This is a genomic window from Syntrophomonas palmitatica JCM 14374 (genome assembly GCF_001311885.1).
Taxonomy (GTDB): Bacteria; Bacillota; Syntrophomonadia; order Syntrophomonadales; family Syntrophomonadaceae; genus Syntrophomonas_A; species Syntrophomonas_A palmitatica.
In genome coordinates this window covers 21,388-39,975 of record NZ_BBCE01000013.1, presented here as the reverse complement: position 1 = coordinate 39,975, position 18,588 = coordinate 21,388, and the positions used below count along the sequence as shown (strand labels likewise).

Sequence of the window (18,588 nt, the reverse complement as noted above, 5' to 3'; positions counted from 1 at the left end):
AGAAAGGCAGCGGTATTGCCATCCGCCCAACTCCAGGCAAGCATGACGCTTTGTCCAAGCCAGGAAGGTAAGGCGGGCTCAACCCGTTATAAAAACTGAAACGCAGCCATTCGGTTATAATATAGTCTTTTCCTTAAGTTAACATGAGACCGGCTGACGGCGGGATAAAGCGTTATGATTGCCCGAATCCAGCCACATTTTCTATCCATACCCACGCCATCCGCCCAACTCCAGGCAAGCATAACGCTTTGTCCAAGCCAGGAAGGTAAGGCGGGCTCAATTGCCAACGCAGGGAACAAATTCGCCCTCCGGGCGATCAGCGTTATTTTTTTAGATTGCCGCATCGCAGCTCTCCTCGCAACGACAAACACATAGTTTTTCTGCAAACGCCATAGTTTCTGTCATTGCGAGCATAGCGAAGCAATCTTTCCCCGGTTTTTCAGCCATGACAGAGCGGCGGTACGGCTGTTCACGATCACTGCGGTTGCCCCGCCCACACCCCCGAATTACACTCATCCACAGCCGTTTGCAAACCATGCTTTCCTATACATCCGCAAACTGACTGGCGGGTCGGAACATGTTTCACGTGAAACATTTGACCCGCCAGTCAGTTTGTTGGTATCCCCCTCTACATTCCCATCAATTCTACTATCCTTTCCAGGTCCTCTTCGCTGAAGTATGTAATGGTGATGCGTCCTCCCCTGTTGCTGCCTTTGATTTCAACCTTGGTTCCCAGTCGTTCCTGCATTTTCTCTTGCAATTCAGTAATCTCGGGGTTGTGAACCGGATTTTTTTCGGCTTTAATAAACTCTGACATGTCTATTGCTTCCACGGTTTTAACCGGCTTTCGTTTTATGCTGCCCTGTCGCACTCTTTCTTCTACTTCGCGTACTGACAGGCCTTTCTCCAATATCTCCGCAGTAATTATCATCTGTTTCTCATGGCTATCCAGGCTCAACATAGCCCGGGCGTGTCCCGAACTGATCCTGCCTTCCTCCAATACCTTTAAGACTTTATCCGGCAGATTTAATAAACGCATGGTGTTAGTGATATGAGCCCTGCTTTTGCCTATTTTCTGCGCCAGAAGCTCTTGCGTATATCCGAATGTATCTATCATCTGCCGGTAGGCCCTGGCTTCCTCTACCGTACTCAAGTCCTCCCGCTGTAGATTCTCAATTAATGAAATCTCAGCAACTTCTATGTCATCCATATCACGCACGATTACCGGCACCGTCTCCAGGCCCGCTAATAAGGCCGCACGATACCGCCTTTCGCCCGCCACTATCTCATATCCGTTTTTACATGGCCGAACCAGCAGGGGTTGTAAAATACCATGTTGTTTAATGGACTGAGCCAGTTCCTTGATCGACTCCTGGTCAAATTTCTGCCGGGGCTGATCAGCCGCGCGGTAATCGTATTAATATTAAGCTCGGTTACCTCGCCTTCACCCTGGGCCGAATCGGCAAACAGGCGTCGAGGCCTCGGCCCAGGCCCTTTTCCTGTTTAGGCACGTTTTATCACCTCTGCTGCCAGTTCATTATATACTTCCGCTCCCCGGGAGCGAGGGTCATAGCTAATTATGGGTTTTCCATGGCTGGGGGCTTCACTAAGCCTTACATTGCGGGGAATTATCGTTCTGTAAACCTGGTCGCGAAAGTGCTTTTTAACCTCCTCTACAACCTGCAACGACAGGTTGGTGCGGGCATCAAACATGGTAAACACTATGCCCTCTATGGTCAGTCCCGCATTTAAACGGCGGCGCACCAACGATATCGTATCCGTCAGCTGGCTAAGTCCCTCGAGGGCGTAATACTCGCATTGCAGGGGTATCAAAACCGAATCGGCGGCACTTAATGCGTTTATAGTCAAAAGCCCCAGTGAAGGCGGGCAGTCCATAAAAATATAATCGTATTCATTGGCAGCGGCCGCTATACCCCGGCGCAAGGCAAAATCCCGGCCTTCGGCAGTGGCCAGTTCGACTTCAGCCCCCGCGAGTTCGATGGTGGAAGGCAGTACATCCAGTCCTTTTATCCTGGTATTCTGGATGATTTCGCTGGCTTGAACCCCCTCTATCAAGAGGTTGTACATACAGTACCGCAGGCTGCGGCGGTTAATCCCCAGTCCGCTGCTGGCATTCCCCTGCGGATCACAATCCAGCAGCAATACCCGTTTACCCTTTCCGGCAATGCAGGCTGACAGGTTTATAGCCGTAGTGGTCTTGCCCACTCCTCCCTTTTGATTGGCTATTGCGATGATTTTCCCCATGTGGTAACCGCCTTTTAAAAAATAAAACCTATTCTTAATCTAGGTTCATCTGTGATGATTTTTTTATAGTCCTTTATGAAAATATACCTTATATGCATTTATAAGGGCAAGAAAAAAGCAGGCTTCTTCCTGCTAAATTCTACCTGACAATAAATTGCTCCGCTTCCCCCTTGGCTGCGCAAATCAAGCGCCCGCAAGTTTTGCGGCTGGGTCAAGTCACGTGCTTCTGTCGGATTAATATATTTTAGCCCGGGGCCGCCATGCGCAGGCTCGGGGCAGTCTTATTGACGCGGATAACAATCTCATATTCTTCTTCCCCATCGCGTTCACTCAGGCTTATATCCACCCCTGTTTGCCGGGCCCTTTTTACGGTTTCTTTAATGGTATTAAAAAATATACGGGTATCCCGAATCAGCACGGATACATTCTGGCCTCCGAAACGGGTGCGGTTTTCTTGCGGAAGGTTGTTCTGGCTCAGCTTTTCCACGAGCGCTTCGCTCTCCCGGGGGGAGAGTTCCTGTTCATAAATTCTGTTTATAACCTCCATCTGTGCTTCCGCTGAGGTAAGCTTCAAAAGTGATTGGACCTGACGTTCGGCTATTATATCGGTGGAAATCATGGCCCTGACCCTATCGGGTATAAGCAGGAGCCTGAGCTTCTTTACTATATTTGCCTGGCTGCGCCCGGTTTTGCGCGCTATATCCTCCTGCTTCAGACCGGCTTTGTGGGCCAGGATATGATATGCGCGGGCTTCTTCAAAATAATTCAGGTTCTGGCGGTGCATATTATCAACTATACCTATAACGGCAGCCTTTTCATCCTCCATCTCCTGGACTACCGCCGGGATGGCAGACATCCCCAACAGGCAGCAAGCCCGGAAACGCCGTTCACCGCAAACAACTTGATAACAACCATCCAAGTGAGGCCGCACAATTATCGGTTGTATAATACCGTGGTTTTTTATCGATTGAGCTAATTGCAGCAGTTCTTCCTGAGTGTATTCCTGGCGTGGATTGAATGGATTGGGTCTGATCTGATCAAGCGGTATTTTGCAGACGGCGGTGGTTTTTTCCCTTCCTATTAATCTATCTAATTTAATGCCAACCATTTGTGTCCCCCTCTCACAAAGGCCGCTTCGATGGAATACCTACCCGGCGCGGGTATTTATCCGGGCTGGCGCCCCTTTTTTTATCGCCACTATTACCCGGTCCAGATCCTCCATCAAAGTATAATAAAACACCTCTTCCACCTCAGCATCAAGTAACTGCAAGGCGTTGCCTGCCTGGCATATTTCCTCGTTATAATTTCGTCCCTTCCACAGCAATAGTTTTCCGTCCACTTTTAAAAACGGCATCCCATATTCAAGCAAAACATTCATGGCCGCCACAGCCCTGGCCGTACACAAATCAAAGTTCTCCCGGAAATCGCGATCTTGTCCCGCCTCCTCCACGCGACGATTCACAACTTCAACGTTGTTAAGCCTTAATTCATCCTTGACCCGCCTTAGAAATTGGCTCTTCTTTTGATCCGCTTCCAAAAGCGTCATTTGCAGATTAGGCTCATAAATAGCTAAAATTAAACCCGGAAAGCCTGCCCCGCTGCCGATATCAACGACCTTCTTGTTATTGAAGTCAATGAACTCCAAAACCCGCAGGCTGTCCTCCAGGTGTTTGTCAATTTCTTCAAAAGAGCTTTTCCGGCTGATCAGGTTTTGTTTTTCATTTTCGTTCCACAGCAGCCGCTTGAATATATTTACATTATATTCCATATATGATTCCTATTTCCTTCTTTTTTTCTCCAGAAAAATTAATAAAATATTTATGTCAGCGGGATTTACTCCGGCCAACCTCGATGCCTGGCCGATTGAAGCCGGTCTTTTCTCCATCAGTTTAGCCACGGCTTCATTTGATAAACCATACACCTGGCTGTAGTCAGTATCTTCAGGTATCTTGCGATTCTCCATTTTCTCAAATCTTTTCACCTGTTCTTCCTGCTTGCGGATATAGCCTTCGTATTTTGCCTGGATTTCTATTTGTTCCAGAATATCGTGGTCCATTTCCCCTAAGAGCCCTAATTCCACGAAGTCTTCGGCCTTTATCTCCGGTCTGCGCAGTAAATCCCAGCTGGAGACCCTATCCCGCAAAGGCGTACTCTGCCTGTGCTGAAGGAGCGTTTTTATCCCTGCATTGTCAGGTTGTACATAAGTCTTTTGCAGCCGCAGCCGTTCTTCTTCAATTATATTTTTCTTTGCGCAAAAACTCGCCCACCTGGCGGAATCAGCCAGCCCTAGCTCATAACCCTTTTCCGTTAAGCGCAGGTCAGCATTATCCTGCCGCAGCAAGAGCCGGTATTCAGCCCGTGAGGTCAGCAGCCGGTACGGTTCATCTAAATCCTTGGTAACCAGATCATCTATCAGTACCCCGATGTAGGCTTCGCTGCGTTTCAGGATAAAAGGTTCTCTTTCCTGTACGCGTAATGATGCGTTAATTCCGGCTATGAGGCCCTGAGCCGCCGCTTCCTCATACCCTGAAGTTCCATTAATCTGCCCGGCGGTAAACAACCCTTCCACCGCCCGTGTTTCCAGGCTTAGTTTCAGTTGTGACGGTATTACGTAATCGTATTCGATAGCATAGCCGGTGCGCATCATCTGCACATTTTCCAAACCCGGTATACTGCGCAGCACCTGGATCTGCACATCCTCAGGCAGGCTGGTGTTCATGCCCTGAACATACATTTCATCGGTATAGCGTCCTTCCGGTTCAATAAACAATTGGTGCGCATCCTTGTGGGCAAAACGCACTACCTTGTCCTCAAAGGAGGGACAATAGCGCGGCCCCCTCCCTTCAATAACCCCGGTAAAAAGCGGCGACCTGTCTATATTATCCATTACTATGCGATGGGTTTGCGGGTTGCTGTGGGTCAGCCAGCAGGAAAGCTGAGGCCGGGGTATGCGGGGACTGATAAAAGAGAACCTCAGCGGCCGTTCGTCCCCTGGCTGTTCCTCCATCTTGGAAAAATCAACCGAGCGCCGGTTGATACGCGGGGGGGTTCCGGTCTTGAACCTTCCTAGTTTAAGACCCAGATCTCTTAGTTTGTCAGACAACAACATAGGGGGCAGCTGATTACCCGGTCCGGCATTATAGACTACATCCCCTATTATAATGCGGCCCCTTAGATAAGTGCCCGTGGTGAGAACCACCGCCCGGCAGCTAAACCGGGCTCCGGTTTTAGTAATAATGGCTGATACCCTGCCTGCGGCAACTTCGATGTCTTGTATCTCGCCCATCATTATGTCCAGGTTAGGTTCTGCCTGCAGGGTTTTTAACATTTCCCGGTGGTAATCCTGTTTATCGGCTTGAGCCCGCAGCGCCTGTACCGCCGGACCTTTGCCGGTATTTATGTTGCGCATCTGTAAATAGGCCCGGTCGATATTAATCGCCATTTGCCCGCCCAGGGCATCAATCTCCCTGACTACCTGCGCCTTGGCCGGACCTCCAATCGAAGGGTTGCATGGCATCAGGGCTATATGTTCTATGCTAAGGGTCATCAGTAAGGTGGCGCAGCCCATGCGCGCGGCGGCCAAAGCGGCTTCACAGCCCGCATGCCCGGCCCCCACCACGACCACATCATATTTTCCCGCCTGATATATCATAACCAACCTCCTAATATATTAGGTGACAATTATTAAATGAACGATTAATCACAGATTTACACAGATGATACACTGATGAACACAGATAATCCAAACATACCGGATTGATTAAGTTTCTGCTATAAACTGCGTTGTTTTTTTAAGTATCTGTGTGTATCTGTGAAAAATCTGTGTTCATCTGTGGTGAATTCCCCTTTATTTTCCTATGCAGAATTCCTGAAAAATCCGGTCTATGGCTTCTTCTTTCAGGTTCTTTCCGCTTATCTCTCCCAGAGCTTCCAGGGCGGCCATGGTATCTACCCCCAGGCAATCCAAAGGAACGCTTCCCAGGGCGGCACGGGTGTCTTGCAGGTGACGATGGGCTCGTTCCAGCAGGCTTTGCTGGCGAGCATTTATCATAAGTTCCAGGTTGTCAGTTTCCAGCTGCCCTGAGAGCACCGCTTCCTCTATAGCAGTTTCTAACTGTGTAAGCCCGGTCATTTCTAAAGCTGACCCGTGAATTATCTTTACCCCGGGGAAAAGTTCCCGCAGGGCCTTTTCATCCAGCTTTTTTTCCCGCACATCTTCTTTGTTTACCAGGACGATGAGCCGGTCCCGGTCGATGAGTTCATAGATTTTCATATCCTCGGGAGTGACCCCGGCAGCTGCGTCCAGCATTAATATGACCAGGTCGGCCTGCTCTATAACCTGGTAGGAACGGGTTACCCCGATTTTTTCTACCGGTTCCTCGCTGGCGCGGATACCAGCGGTATCCATCAGCTTAACCGGTATACCGCGTATATTCAGATAATCCTCTATCACGTCCCGGGTAGTACCCGGTATGTCAGTAACGATAGCCTTTTCCTTCTGCAGCAATATATTCAGCCAGCTTGACTTGCCCACATTCGGCTTCCCGCAAATAGCTACCGATACCCCTTCATAATATACCTGACTCCGTTTAGCCGCTGCCAGCATTTTATCCAGCTGGTCCAACATGGCGTCGATGCGCTGCCGGATTTCATCGTAATCAGGATCGCCCACCTCATCAGGAAAATCCAGGCTTGCTTCCAGCATAGCGTTTATCCAGGTTAAGCCATCTTCCAGCGCTGCTATATAATGAGCGTTAGTTCCCTGCAGCTGCCGCAAAGCCAGGCGCATGCCCTTGTCACTCTTGGAGCGAATGACGTCAATGACGGCTTCGGCCTGACTTAAGTCCAGGCGGCCATTTAAAAAAGCCAGGCGGGTGAATTCTCCCGGCCCGGCGGGGCGAATATCTTCAGCCAAAGCCTCTGTAAACACCGGCGTGCCGGGACAAAACCGCCATGGCAGTTTATCTCCACCACATCTTCCCCGGTATAGCTGTGGGGAGCCTTCATAAGCCCCAGCAAAACCTCGTCGATTATTTCTCCCGCTTCATCTGTTATCCATCCCAGAGTCAGTGAATAGGCCGGCCTTTGACTTATTTCATACCCGGCCCGGCGCGGTTTGAAAAAGCGCTGTACTTTTTCGATCACACCCGGACCGCTTAAGCGCACTATGGCTATGCCTCCCTCCCCGGGCGGAGTAGACAGGGCGGCAATATCATCGACCAGCATAACTTTCCCTCCTGGGCTTTAGTTTTTTTCTCATTAGTTATCTTACCAGAAGCATAAAAATATAAACAATGGAGCCATATAAAAGCACCGGTCACCGCCGGTGCTTTTTTTTCAAGGTTATGTTTGTACGGTTATTTTTTCAAGGAAATAACCACTTTGCGATTGGGTTCGTCACCCAAAGAATAGGTGGTAATGCTCGGGTCGCCCTGCAGAACCGTGTGTACTATACGGCGCTCTTGAGAATTCATGGGGCGCATGACCACGTTTTTCCTGGTTTTCTTCACCTTATCCGACAACCTTATGGCCAGGGCCTCCAGGGATTCTTCCTTCTTCTTGCGGTAGTCCTCGACATCCAGGGTCACATGGATTTTCTCCTCGCGGCCGCGGTTGAGCATCAAGCTCAGTATAAACTGCACCGAATTTAAAGTTTCGCCTTTTCTGCCGATCAGCAGTCCCATATCCTTGCCGGTGAGATTGATGCGTACTCTGCCATTATCCCATTCAACCCTGTTTATCTGGTAGTCGATTTTCATATGGGTTAATAATTCTTCCAGGGTTCGGCGGGCTTCATCTTCTGGTTTCTCTCTCAGGCTGAGCTTCACCACTGCCGGCTTTTTGCTACCAGGCCCAGCAGGCCTTTGCTGGGTTCTTCCAAAATCTCGATAGTTACATCATCGATATCGCAGCCAAGTTCATCCAGGGCCGCTTTAATGGCCTCATCAACGGTTCTTCCTTTTTTTTCGATTGACTGGACCTCCATTACTACTCTTTCCTCCTTTGTCCCTCCTTGCCGTATTATCAACGCGGAAGACTTTTTTTCTGTTTGCTTTTCTGGTTTTTTGGCTTTTTCCGGTTCGGGTTCTATTTCCTGTTTTGCTTCCATACCGGTTTGAATAACCGCGCCTGTTCCAGCCGCCAGTTTTACATTCCCGTGGGTGTAGTTCACATACAGCTGCTGTAAAATCCCCAGGATGTTAAACATGACCCAATAGACTGACAGCCCGGCTGGAACCGTGTAGGCAATCCAGGCCATCATGAGGGGCATAAAGTATAACATCGACTTCTGGGTGGGATCCTTGGTGTCAACATGGTGATCTTCTGTTGATAATAAGTGGTAAAGCCTGCCAGCAGGGGCAGGATAAAGCGGGTTATAGACGGGTCTTTGCTGACGATTACGCCCAGGTTGGCAATCCATAGAAAGCCTGGATCGGCTGCGTGCAGAAACGCGGTTTTGCTCATCTGTAAGAGGGCTTGATAGAACGCAATAAAAATTGGCATCTGGATCAGCAGCGGCAAACATCCGGAAAATGGGCTGGCACCGTGTTCTTTGTACATTTTCATTATTTCCGTCTGCATGGTTTGCGGATCGTCTTTATATTTTTCCTGAATCCATTTCATGCGCGGCTGCATTTCCTGCATAGTCCGCATAGATTTTAGTTGTTTTTGGGTTAAGGGGAACAACGCCAGTTTGATTACTATGGTTATCAAAATAATAGCCACGCCATAGTTGGCTATCCCCATATGAACCGTAATGCCGTAGAAAAACTGGATTACGTTCGCAAACCATTGTACAAATGCATGCCACATATTGCCCAGACCCTGCCATAATATTAGGGCAGGTTTCACCTCCTCGAAATCTATGAACGCCAAAACTCCCGGCCCCATACTTTTATCAGGGGACGGGATCAAAGCCTCCCGCATGGAAAGGATGACACCGACTTATTCTTTTTGCGGCCAACCATCCCCCTTTTAGTACCCCATATTTTTCAATGGCCTCTATACTGTAACTGGAACAGGATGGATAAAACCTGCATGAAGGAGCTTTGAAAAAGCTTGCCTTCTGGTACACTTTTATGAGGAAAACCGCAATCTTGCCTAACATAAACCGGCCTTTCTCAAGACAATCAACATGTCCTTTTGCAATGCCTCAAAACTGGCTTCACCGATATTGTGCCTGGCTACAACCACTACATCATGGCTGCCTGATAACCTGTCCATTTCTTTCTCCAGGATGGCTCGCAGCCGTCTTTTATAAAGGTTTCGTGCTACAGCTTTACCGGTTTTCTTACTGGTCACAATGCCAAAACGATTATGCGCCGTTTCGTTTGCGGTTACGAATAGCAATACATACCTGCCATTGATGCGGCGCCCGTTTTTATATGCCCGGTTAAAGCTGCGGTTATCCCGCAGGCGATTAATGTTTTTCAGCATCTGCCTGCTCTTTCATCTAGAAAACAAAAGGCCGTTTTTACGACCTATGCTGATAATGCCTTCCTGCCTTTTCTCCTGCGACTGGCCAGTACTTTTCTGCCTCCGGGCGTTGACATTCTCTGCCTGAAGCCGTGGACTTTCTTTCTCTGCCTGTTTTTAGGTTGGTAAGTGCGTTTCATTATATAAGCTCCTCCCTTGAATTTTCCAGCACTTTATCATTATATTTATTTAAGTCCCTTAATGTCAAGATTGCTGGCTTTCTAAATGCTTCTAAAAATCTTTTCTATCTGCTATTATTATACTGTGTTTTTATGTTGTCTGCCCGGCTATCGCGCTGAATATGGCGAATTTTGTCCACAGGAAGTCAACATATCCACAGTAATTATTCCACATAATCAACAGGGGGATTTCCCATGTCAGGTGAATTTGATTTTTCCGCAGTATGGAACGAGGTCTTGCACAATATTGCCACTGATATCGATCAGACCAGTTTTGACATCTGGTTTTCCATGGTTAAATATAAAGCCTTCCATAATAACTCCGTTTACATAAGTGTTCCCAACACTTTAACCAAGGAATGGATTGAGTCGCGCTATATAGATATGTTGACCAACAAACTCCGTTCCCTTACCAGCCAGGATATCAACCTGGTCTTAACCACAGAATCAAATCCTGAGAAAGATGACTATTCCGGCTTGAACTCCAAATATACCTTTGATACCTTCGTGGTGGGCAACAGCAACCGATTTGCCCACGCCGCCTGTTATGCCGTAGGGGAATCACCTTTTAAGGCTTACAACCCGCTCTTTATATACGGAGGAGTCGGCCTGGGCAAAACGCATTTAATGCAGGCTATCGGCCATCACATTCTGGCGCGGCGGCCCCATAATTCGGTAGTATATGTTTCCTCGGAACAGTTTACCAATGAATTAATCAGTTCTATCAGGGATGACTCCATGCCTGGATTTCGCAATAAATACCGCACCATAGACGTTTTGCTTATAGACGATATCCAATTCCTGGCCGGCAAAGAGCGCACCCAGGAAGAATTTTTCCATACCTTTAATACCCTTTATGAGTCTAATAAACAGGTGGTAATCTCCAGCGACCGGCCTCCCCGCAGCATACCCACGCTGGAAGACCGCTTGCGTTCGCGATTTGAATGGGGTTTGATTACCGATATCCAGCCCCCTGATCTGGAAACGCGCATAGCTATACTGCGCAAAAAAGCACAAAATGATAATCTGAACATTCCTTACGATATTTTGGACTATATAGCCAATTGCATAGATTCCAACATCCGGGAACTGGAAGGCGCCCTTGTGCGTCTGGCGGCCTATGCCACCATAACCTGCAAAGAATTAAATATGGAAACGGCTATTGAAGCCTTAAGGGACATCCTTCCCCCTCCTAGCCAGAAACTCATCACCATAGAACATATCCAGAAATCAGTGGCAGAATACTTTAATATTGATATGAACGAATTTTTGTCTAAAAAAAAGGAACAAACAGCTGGTTTACCCGCGGCAGATTGCCATGTACCTTTGCCGGCGCTTGACTGAAGCTTCGTACCCTCAAATAGGCGAACAGTTTGGCGGCCGTGACCATACCACCGTTATCCACGCCTATGAAAAAGTTGAAAGGGAATTGGTAACTGATGGCGAATTAAATAAAATAGTAGAAATGATGTGTAAAAAAATCAGTCCCTGATTTACTAGCATAATTTCCGCATTCAGCTTGAGGTAACCCTAACGCTTTTTAAGCCAGGAAGATAAGGAGAACTTATTAAAACATTGCTTATTATACACAGTTTATTAATAGCCACAGACGGCGGACAGCTTGTCCCCGTTCCTGTTTTCCACAGTATCCATAGCGCTTACTATTACTACGACTCTTTTTTGTTAATAAAAAATAAAAAAAACAGCCATCGGCAAAATTTACGGAGGTATGCATAATGAAATTCTCCATCGACAAACAAGAACTATCTGATTTATGTAATCTGGTTTACCGGGCGGCGTCCAGCAAAAATTCCATTCCGGTATTATCCGGCATATTACTTGATTTAGACCCTGCTACCGGACTGACCTTAACCGCTACTGACATGGAAATAGGCATCAAGGCTAATACAACTAATATTGAGGTTATACAACCCGGAAAGGTACTGGTTAATGCCAGTTATTTTAATAGTTTTATTAAATCTGTCCCTGATACGCGTCTCAATATTGAATATGATACGCAGACTTCCAAACTTAAAGTATTATATGGCCGTTCTTCCGGCTCTATTAATACATACCAGGATTACGAATACCCAGATTTGCTGTTGGAAGGGGCTGTGGAATCCTTTGAACTGCCTCAGCGGGTATTAAAAGAAGCCTTGAAGAAAACAGCTTTTGCCGCCGCACTTAATCACTTTCGTCAGGTCTTTACCGGGGTTTTTTTTGAATTATCCGCAGAAAATGTTTTGAAAGTGGTGGCGTCTGACACCCATCGATTGGCTTTTTTCCAGTATGAAATGAACTCAGACCTTATAAAACCCTGCAATTTTGTTCTGCCCCTGCGCACCGCCCATGAATTGCTGCGGGTGCTTAATGACAGTGACGAACCGGTTAAGATCGCTCTGCAGGAGAATAATGTTATATTCACCTGGAAAAATATTCTGCTGCTGTCCCGCCTTATCAATGGCCAGTATCCTGCATATAACCAGGTAATTCCGGTTAATTTTATAAACCAGCTCAGAATAAAAACAGGCGTTCTGGCTGAAATCCTGGATCGAGCCCGTACCATGCCCCGTGATGAAAACCTCAAACTTCAGTATGTGCAGCTAAGTCTTAACCAGGGAGAGGCTTCATTTTACGCCTATTCCGATCTGATGGGCGAGTTGAATGAACGGGTGGATGATATTAGTATTTCGGGGGAAAATGAACTTAAAATCACGCTTAATACCAATTATTTTTTAGATGCGGTACGGGTTTTACAGGGTGAAGGCGAGGAACTGGAAATAAAATTTTCCGGGCCTTTCAGCCCGGCTTTGATTCACAACCCAGAAAAAAATAATTATCTTTATGTACTGGTTCCGCTGCGAACCAGCAGATAAGAATATTGGACGAAGGAATTGAAGATACTCAGGCTAAAAACACATAATTTTCGGAACCTGGAGTCGCTGGATTACCAGCCTCAGCCGGGGTTAAACCTGTTCATAGGCGCGAACGCCCAGGGCAAAACCAACATTTTAGAGAGTATTTATGTCCTGGCCCATACCAATTCTTTTCGTACCCATAATGACCGCAATCTGGTCAACTACCACAGCCGTTTTTTCCGGTTGAAAGCACATTACTGCCTGGGGGAGCGCTATTTAGAAGCTTATTTATTCTATGATTCAGAGCGCGGCAAAGAATATAAAATAAATAACCATAAGGCTCTGCAACATCATGAGGATCGTCTGCGGGTGGTGCTGTTTACCCCAGACGATTTGTATTTGGTTAAAGGCAGCCCTGATAAAAGGCGCGGTTTTATGGACAGCCTGTTAAAAAATCTTTACCCGCAATATAGCTATTATCATAATAATTATGGTAAAATTTTAAAAAAAAGGAATCTGTTATTACGAAGCGGGACTTATGAGCCCAGTTCCTTTAAAATAATAAATGAATTGTATGTAGAAAACGCGGTTCAGATAATCCTGGCCCGGATTAAGCTTATACACAGCCTGGAAGAAAACAGTCTCTTGCACTGCCGGGATATGAATGAAGAAGGAATTGTAAAAATACGCTATGCCCTTTCATTTCCCGTTATTAGTGGTAAAATTAATCTGGATATAGTGCGTGAATCAATGCTAAACGCTCTCAGAGAAAAATATCCGGAAGAGGTGCGCCGTAAAACCAGTCTCATAGGGCCGCATCTGGACGATATGCATATCTACCTTAATGATAGAATCGCGCGTGATTATGCCTCACAGGGGCAGCTAAGAACTCTGGCCGTCAGCCTCAAACTGGCGGAAATCCATACGATGAGAGCAATAACGGGGTTTTACCCGGTTTTTTGATAGACGATGTTTTATCAGAGCTGGATGAAAATCGCAAACAAAAACTGCTGGATTACCTGCAAAGAGCAGAATTTCAAAGTTTTCTGACCGCTGTCAGTCTGGGTGACCTGAAATGCCCGCAAGGCATCGTCAAGCAGGTTGCAGGCGGACAGATAAGATGAAAGGAGCAGGCAATATGTACATGCATCTGGGCAGCAACAATATTATATTCACATGTGATCTGATTGCCATATTGAATCTGGATCAACCGGTTTCTGAGGATATTGAAGATATTATCGAAGCGGCCCGTCTGGATAAGAAATTATCCCCGCTGTGCAAAAGCGGCAGAGAAAAATCCGCGGTTATATGCAAGGACCGGGTTTATCTGTCGCCCATTTCGTCTACTACCCTGTTCAGGCGCGCCCTGAACCCGTACAAGGAGGTTTAGATATTGCACAAAACTGAAGCTTCTTACAACGCGTCCGATATCCAGGTTCTGGAAGGATTAGAGGCGGTTCGCAAACGGCCCGGGATGTACATAGGGTCTACCGGCCCCCGGGGACTGCATCACCTGGTTTTTGAAATAGTGGACAACAGTATAGATGAAGCCGTAGCCGGATTCTGCAATCATATAGAAGTGGCTGTTCATCAGGACAACAGCGTAACCGTCAGCGATAACGGGCGCGGTATTCCGGTAGACATTCACCCGCTCATGGGTATTCCGGCTTTGGAAGTAATAATGACCACTTTGCACTCCGGCGGCAAGTTCGGAGGCAGCGGGTATAATATTTCCGGCGGTCTGCATGGAGTGGGTCTTTCAGTAGTCAACGCCCTGTCAAGCCGCATGGAAGTCACCGTCAAGAAGGATGGACGCGTTTACCGGCAGAAATATGAACAAGGCAAACCGGTTTCGCCATTGGAACCCGGGGAAGAAACGCAGGCTACCGGTACCAGTATTCACTTCGTTCCTGATGAAGAGATCTTTGAAGAAAGGGTTTTTGAACGGGAAATAATTATTCAGAGGCTGCGCGAACTGTCCTTTTTGAACAGCAATATTACCATTAATTTTCGCGACGAACGCGAGGAACCGCCGTATACCAGGGAATTTCACTATTCCGGAGGCCTGCGGGATTTTGTGGCCTATATAAATAAGAACAAAGAAATTCTCAATGATAAACCATTCTACTTTGAAACCCGCAGAGAAGACCTGGTAGTGCAGGCAGCCCTGCAATACAATACCGGATACAGCGAAAACATCTACTCTTTTGCTAATAATATCCGCACCCAGGAAGGCGGAACCCATGAGATAGGCTTTAAAAACGCATTGACCCGGGTAATAAATGATTATGCCCGCAAAAATAATATGCTCAAAGAAAACGACAACAATCTGGCCGGTGAAGACATAAGGGAAGGAGTAGCCGGAATTATTTCCGTCCTGGTAAAAGAACCGCAGTTTGAGGGACAAACCAAGACCAAGCTGGGCAACACTTATGTAAGAGGTCTGGTAGAGAGTGCGGTTAATGAGTTTTTAGGGGATTATCTCAATGAAAATCCGTCCGCGGCCCGCAAGGTCGTAGAAAAGAGCCTGGCTGCCCGGCGAGCCCGCGAGGCGGCCAAAAAAGCCCGCGAGCTGACAAGCGCAAGAACGCTCTGGAATCCAGCACGCTGCCTGGAAAACTGGCTGATTGCAGCGACCGCAATCCCAGCCGCTGCGAACTTTATATAGTAGAAGGAGACTCGGCGGGAGGCTCAGCCAAGCAGGCCCGGGATCGCAATTACCAGGCCATCCTGCCCCTGCGCGGCAAGATTCTTAATGTTCAGAAATCACGCTTGGACAAGGTGCTCTCCAACGAGGAGATAAAGGCCTTGATAACCGCCATCGGCACAGGGATTGACGAAGATTTTGATATCAAAAAGCCCGCTACCACAAGCTTTTTATTATGACCGACGCCGATGTCGACGGATCGCATATCCGGGTTCTGCTCTTAACCTTCTTTTACCGGTATATGCGGGAACTGATTGAAAACGGCTATGTATATATCGCCCAACCCCCTCTCTACGGGGTTAAAAGAGGCAGCGAGATTCATTATTTCCTGGAAGAAGATAAAATGAACCAGTTCATACAAAGCTCCAATAAGAAATGGGCCATACAGCGCTATAAAGGTTTGGGCGAAATGGACCCTGAGCAGCTGTGGGAAACCACTATGAACCCGGAAAACCGGACGATTCTGCAGGTCAGTATTGAGGATGCCCTGCAGGCCGATCAGATTTTCTCTGATTTAATGGGGGAAAACGTAGAGCCCCGCAAGGAGTTTATTCAAACCTATGCCAGGTACGCCACTAATCTAGATATATAAGAGGGAGGACTAAGCCTTGCAGGAAGGCAGTTTATTCGACCGTATCATAGAGATCGATATAGAGAAAGAAGTAAGGCGCTCTTTCCTGGAATATTCCATGAGTGTTATTGTGTCGCGCGCCATTCCCGATGTGCGCGACGGGTTAAAACCGGTGCACCGGCGCATCCTATATGCCCTGCAGGATATGGGCATGACCCACGACAAACCCCATAAAAAATCAGCCAATATCGTGGGCGAAGTTATGGGTAAATACCATCCGCACGGCGATGCCGCCATTTACCAGACTATGGTCAAGATGGCCCAGGATTTTTCCATGCGTTATCCGTTAATAGACGGACACGGTAATTTCGGCTCAGTCGATGGAGACTCAGCGGCGGCCATGCGCTATACCGAGAGCCGGATGTCTGAAATCGCCGGGGAAATGCTGAAAGACATAGATAAGGATACCGTGGACTGGCGTCCCAACTATGATGACAGCCGTGAAGAGCCCCAGGTGCTGCCCTCCCGGATACCGAACCTGATAATAAACGGTTCCGCGGGGATAGCTGTAGGTATGGCTACCAATATACCCCCGCACAATCTGCGCGAGGTGGTAAACGGCCTGGACAGACTCATAGACAATCCGGAAACCAGCATAGAAGAAATCATGCAGGACATTCCCGGCCCAGATTTCCCCACCGGGGGAATTATTATGGGCGTCCAGGGCATAAGACAGGCCTATGCCACCGGAAGAGGCAGCATAAAGGTGCGGGCGCGCTATGAGATAGAAGAAAGAAAAAGCGGCAAAAACGCCATTATAATAACCGAACTGCCCTATCAGGTTAACAAGGCCCGGCTGGTGGAAAAGATTGCGGAACTGGTCAGGGATAAGAAAATTGACGGTATAGTGGACCTGCGGGATGAATCAGACCGCCAGGGCATGCGCGTGGTAGTGGAGGTGCGAAGGGACGCTAATATAAATGTTATCGTCAATAAACTGTTCAAACATACCCAGATGGAAGAAAGCTTCGGGGTTATTATGCTGGCTCTGGTGAAAGGACAACCCCAGGTTTTAAATCTCAGGGAGGTACTGCAGAATTATATCGACCACCGCAAGGAGGTTTTAAGCCGCCGTACCCGTTATGAATTGGAATTGGCCCGCAAGCGGCTGCATATAGTGGAAGGCCTGCGCATCGCCATTGACCATCTGGATGAGATAATAAACCTGATACGCAGCAGCAAAGATCGGGAGACTGCCCGGCAGGCCTTAATGAGCAATTATGACCTGAGTGAAATCCAGGCCAATGCTATTCTGGATATGCGTCTGGCCCAGCTGACCGGGCTGGAGAGAAACCGCCTGGAAGAAGAATACCGGGAATTGCTGGCCCGTATCGCCGACTTTGAGGATATACTGGCCCGGCCCGAAAGAATTCGGGCCATGATCAAAGAAGACCTGCATGAAATACGCAACAAATACGGCGATGAGCGCCGCACCGAAATCAGCCACGAAGAATCGGATTATGATGTAGAAGATTTTATCGATGATCATGAAGTGATGATAACCCTCAGTGACCGGGGCTATGTAAAACGGCAGCCGCTGGATGCTACCGGGCCCAGCGCCGGGGAGGCAAAGGGGTAAGCTCGCTGACTATCAGAGCCGAGGATGCGGCCAACCAGGTGATTGTCACCAGCGTCCTGGCCAATGTACTCTTTTTCACCAACCAGGGGCGTGTTTTTTCCAGCCGGGCCTACCATATACCCGAGTCCTCGCGCCAGGCTAAAGGATTGCCCCTGATAAATTTCCTGGAACTGCGGCCGGAAGAAATGGTCACTACCCTGGTGCCGGCACGCAAACTCGGTTCCAGTGATTATTTGATGATGGTTACCCGGCAAGGTATTATCAAGAAAGTGGCCTTATCAGCTTTTGAAAACATCAGGCGCAATGGGCTTATAGCGGTTAACCTGCGGGAAGATGACGAACTGGTCGGGGTCAGAAGGGTGCAGGAAGGGGACCGGCTTATGATCGCCGCCTCCTCAGGGTATTCTATCACCTTTGATGAGGGGCAGATCAGACCTATGGGACGCAATGCCAGCGGGGTAAAAGCCATCAGCCTGGGTAAAAATGATTACGTGGCTGGAATGGACAAGTATATCGAAGGGGCCGATGTCCTGCTGGTTACGGAAAAAGGCTATGGCAAACGCACTCCGGTCGGGGAATTCAGGGAACAGAACCGGGGCGGCAAAGGATTAAAGAGCATAGACCTGTCGGAGAAAACCGGCAAACTGGTTGATTTTAAGGTGGTTACCCCTGACGAGGAATTAGTGATACTCACCGGAGAAGGGCAGTTAATCCGCCTGGAAGTCCAGGATATATCACAACAGAAGCGTTATTCCCGCGGGGTGCTCCTGATGCGGCTGCCCGAAAACGATGCCATCGTAGGCGTAGCCAGGTTCAAGGTGGAAAAAGAGGATTAGGGAACGGAGTACGAATTAACCACAGATATACACAGATTTAAACAGATAAACACAGAT

General features: G+C 47.9%; 20 protein-coding genes and 2 pseudogenes. 8 read left to right on the top strand and 14 right to left on the bottom strand.

What is annotated here, in order from left to right; all coding sequences use genetic code 11:
* Positions 1-330 precede the first annotated feature (330 nt).
* From JCM14374_RS13550 to rpmH, 14 genes are all read right to left on the bottom strand, one after another.
* Positions 331-537, bottom strand: a complete 207-nt coding sequence (locus JCM14374_RS13550) for a hypothetical protein (RefSeq protein ID WP_157049048.1) — start codon at positions 535-537, stop codon at positions 331-333.
* 91 nt (positions 538-628) lie between these two features.
* A complete protein-coding gene (locus tag JCM14374_RS08575) occupies positions 629-1,345 on the bottom strand; it encodes a ParB/RepB/Spo0J family partition protein (protein ID WP_242848925.1) in 717 nt (238 codons plus the stop codon).
* Positions 1,346-1,503: 158 nt separating this feature from the next.
* On the bottom strand, positions 1,504-2,265 hold the full coding sequence (locus JCM14374_RS08570) for a ParA family protein (RefSeq protein ID WP_054696077.1): 762 nt from the start codon (positions 2,263-2,265) through the stop codon (positions 1,504-1,506).
* 244 nt (positions 2,266-2,509) lie between these two features.
* Entirely contained in the window at positions 2,510-3,373 is an 864-nt protein-coding gene (locus JCM14374_RS08565; protein ID WP_054696073.1) for a ParB/RepB/Spo0J family partition protein, read from the bottom strand.
* Positions 3,374-3,412: 39 nt separating this feature from the next.
* Entirely contained in the window at positions 3,413-4,033 is a 621-nt protein-coding gene (gene rsmG, locus JCM14374_RS08560) for a 16S rRNA (guanine(527)-N(7))-methyltransferase RsmG (RefSeq protein WP_054696070.1), read from the bottom strand.
* Between the two features lie 9 nt (positions 4,034-4,042).
* The gene (mnmG, locus tag JCM14374_RS08555) at positions 4,043-5,917 is read right to left on the bottom strand and encodes a tRNA uridine-5-carboxymethylaminomethyl(34) synthesis enzyme MnmG (RefSeq protein ID WP_054696067.1); all 1,875 of its coding nucleotides are present in this window, start codon (positions 5,915-5,917) and stop codon (positions 4,043-4,045) included.
* 195 nt (positions 5,918-6,112) lie between these two features.
* The gene (gene mnmE / locus JCM14374_RS08550) at positions 6,113-7,180 is read right to left on the bottom strand and encodes a tRNA uridine-5-carboxymethylaminomethyl(34) synthesis GTPase MnmE (RefSeq protein ID WP_242848915.1); all 1,068 of its coding nucleotides are present in this window, start codon (positions 7,178-7,180) and stop codon (positions 6,113-6,115) included.
* Positions 7,123-7,491 carry a hypothetical protein gene (locus JCM14374_RS14685; protein ID WP_242848914.1) on the bottom strand — a complete coding sequence of 123 codons (369 nt, stop codon included), beginning with the start codon at positions 7,489-7,491 and terminating at the stop codon, positions 7,123-7,125. The genes mnmE and JCM14374_RS14685 overlap by 58 nt, the downstream gene beginning before the upstream one ends.
* Positions 7,492-7,622: 131 nt before the next feature.
* Positions 7,623-8,093 (bottom strand): RNA-binding cell elongation regulator Jag/EloR, encoded by a 471-nt coding sequence (jag, locus tag JCM14374_RS08545; protein WP_242848913.1) that lies wholly within the window; start codon positions 8,091-8,093, stop codon positions 7,623-7,625.
* Positions 8,090-8,536 carry a Jag N-terminal domain-containing protein gene (locus tag JCM14374_RS15275; protein WP_278279259.1) on the bottom strand — a complete coding sequence of 149 codons (447 nt, stop codon included), beginning with the start codon at positions 8,534-8,536 and terminating at the stop codon, positions 8,090-8,092. The genes jag and JCM14374_RS15275 overlap by 4 nt, the downstream gene beginning before the upstream one ends.
* Complete coding sequence (locus JCM14374_RS08540) at positions 8,524-9,156, bottom strand: YidC/Oxa1 family membrane protein insertase (RefSeq protein WP_278279258.1); 633 nt, start codon at positions 9,154-9,156, stop codon at positions 8,524-8,526. Before JCM14374_RS08540 ends, JCM14374_RS15275 begins: the two co-directional genes overlap by 13 nt.
* A 7-nt stretch (positions 9,157-9,163) precedes the next feature.
* A complete protein-coding gene (yidD, locus tag JCM14374_RS08535) occupies positions 9,164-9,373 on the bottom strand; it encodes a membrane protein insertion efficiency factor YidD (RefSeq protein ID WP_054696064.1) in 210 nt (69 codons plus the stop codon).
* Positions 9,367-9,702 (bottom strand): ribonuclease P protein component, encoded by a 336-nt coding sequence (gene rnpA / locus JCM14374_RS08530; protein WP_054696061.1) that lies wholly within the window; start codon positions 9,700-9,702, stop codon positions 9,367-9,369. Before rnpA ends, yidD begins: the two co-directional genes overlap by 7 nt.
* Before the next feature lie 44 nt (positions 9,703-9,746).
* Positions 9,747-9,881, bottom strand: a complete 135-nt coding sequence (gene rpmH, locus JCM14374_RS08525) for a 50S ribosomal protein L34 (RefSeq protein WP_054696058.1) — start codon at positions 9,879-9,881, stop codon at positions 9,747-9,749.
* A 234-nt stretch (positions 9,882-10,115) separates the two neighbouring features.
* Here rpmH and dnaA point away from each other — a divergent pair.
* The 8 genes and pseudogenes from dnaA (at position 10,116) to JCM14374_RS15775 (ending at position 18,531) form a co-directional block, all read left to right on the top strand.
* A pseudogene (gene dnaA, locus JCM14374_RS08520) lies at positions 10,116-11,412 on the top strand (chromosomal replication initiator protein DnaA).
* 244 nt (positions 11,413-11,656) lie between these two features.
* The gene (dnaN, locus tag JCM14374_RS08515; RefSeq protein WP_054696055.1) at positions 11,657-12,796 is read left to right on the top strand and encodes a DNA polymerase III subunit beta; all 1,140 of its coding nucleotides are present in this window, start codon (positions 11,657-11,659) and stop codon (positions 12,794-12,796) included.
* Between the two features lie 18 nt (positions 12,797-12,814).
* Positions 12,815-13,741, top strand: coding sequence for a DNA replication/repair protein RecF (recF, locus tag JCM14374_RS08510; protein ID WP_054696052.1), 927 nt, complete (start codon positions 12,815-12,817; stop codon positions 13,739-13,741).
* On the top strand, positions 13,738-13,902 hold the full coding sequence (locus tag JCM14374_RS13545; RefSeq protein WP_157049047.1) for a hypothetical protein: 165 nt from the start codon (positions 13,738-13,740) through the stop codon (positions 13,900-13,902). Before recF ends, JCM14374_RS13545 begins: the two co-directional genes overlap by 4 nt.
* Complete coding sequence (gene remB / locus JCM14374_RS08505) at positions 13,899-14,168, top strand: extracellular matrix regulator RemB (protein ID WP_242848912.1); 270 nt, start codon at positions 13,899-13,901, stop codon at positions 14,166-14,168. Before JCM14374_RS13545 ends, remB begins: the two co-directional genes overlap by 4 nt.
* Positions 14,169-16,077, top strand: a pseudogene (gene gyrB, locus JCM14374_RS08500) (DNA topoisomerase (ATP-hydrolyzing) subunit B).
* Between the two features lie 16 nt (positions 16,078-16,093).
* Positions 16,094-17,695 carry a DNA topoisomerase (ATP-hydrolyzing) gene (locus tag JCM14374_RS08495; protein ID WP_369397325.1) on the top strand — a complete coding sequence of 534 codons (1,602 nt, stop codon included), beginning with the start codon at positions 16,094-16,096 and terminating at the stop codon, positions 17,693-17,695.
* A 38-nt stretch (positions 17,696-17,733) separates the two neighbouring features.
* Positions 17,734-18,531, top strand: a complete 798-nt coding sequence (locus JCM14374_RS15775) for a DNA gyrase C-terminal beta-propeller domain-containing protein (RefSeq protein WP_369397324.1) — start codon at positions 17,734-17,736, stop codon at positions 18,529-18,531.
* Positions 18,532-18,588 lie beyond the last annotated feature (57 nt).

Excerpts from the sequence above, each read along its gene's own strand:
- JCM14374_RS13550 (WP_157049048.1), bottom strand. The coding sequence starts at position 537 with ATGGTTTGCAAACGGCTGTGGATGAGTGTAATTCGGGGGTGTGGGCGG.
- JCM14374_RS08570 (WP_054696077.1), bottom strand. The coding sequence starts at position 2,265 with ATGGGGAAAATCATCGCAATAGCCAATCAAAAGGGAGGAGTGGGCAAG.
- JCM14374_RS08565 (WP_054696073.1), bottom strand. The coding sequence starts at position 3,373 with ATGGTTGGCATTAAATTAGATAGATTAATAGGAAGGGAAAAAACCACC.
- rsmG (WP_054696070.1), bottom strand. The coding sequence starts at position 4,033 with ATGGAATATAATGTAAATATATTCAAGCGGCTGCTGTGGAACGAAAAT.
- mnmG (WP_054696067.1), bottom strand. The coding sequence starts at position 5,917 with ATGATATATCAGGCGGGAAAATATGATGTGGTCGTGGTGGGGGCCGGG.
- JCM14374_RS14685 (WP_242848914.1), bottom strand. The coding sequence starts at position 7,491 with ATGCTGGTCGATGATATTGCCGCCCTGTCTACTCCGCCCGGGGAGGGA.
- JCM14374_RS15275 (WP_278279259.1), bottom strand. The coding sequence starts at position 8,536 with ATGCCCCTCATGATGGCCTGGATTGCCTACACGGTTCCAGCCGGGCTG.
- JCM14374_RS08540 (WP_278279258.1), bottom strand. The coding sequence starts at position 9,156 with ATGGGGCCGGGAGTTTTGGCGTTCATAGATTTCGAGGAGGTGAAACCT.
- yidD (WP_054696064.1), bottom strand. The coding sequence starts at position 9,373 with ATGTTAGGCAAGATTGCGGTTTTCCTCATAAAAGTGTACCAGAAGGCA.
- rnpA (WP_054696061.1), bottom strand. The coding sequence starts at position 9,702 with ATGCTGAAAAACATTAATCGCCTGCGGGATAACCGCAGCTTTAACCGG.
- rpmH (WP_054696058.1), bottom strand. The coding sequence starts at position 9,881 with ATGAAACGCACTTACCAACCTAAAAACAGGCAGAGAAAGAAAGTCCAC.
- dnaN (WP_054696055.1), top strand. The coding sequence starts at position 11,657 with ATGAAATTCTCCATCGACAAACAAGAACTATCTGATTTATGTAATCTG.
- remB (WP_242848912.1), top strand. The coding sequence starts at position 13,899 with ATGAAAGGAGCAGGCAATATGTACATGCATCTGGGCAGCAACAATATT.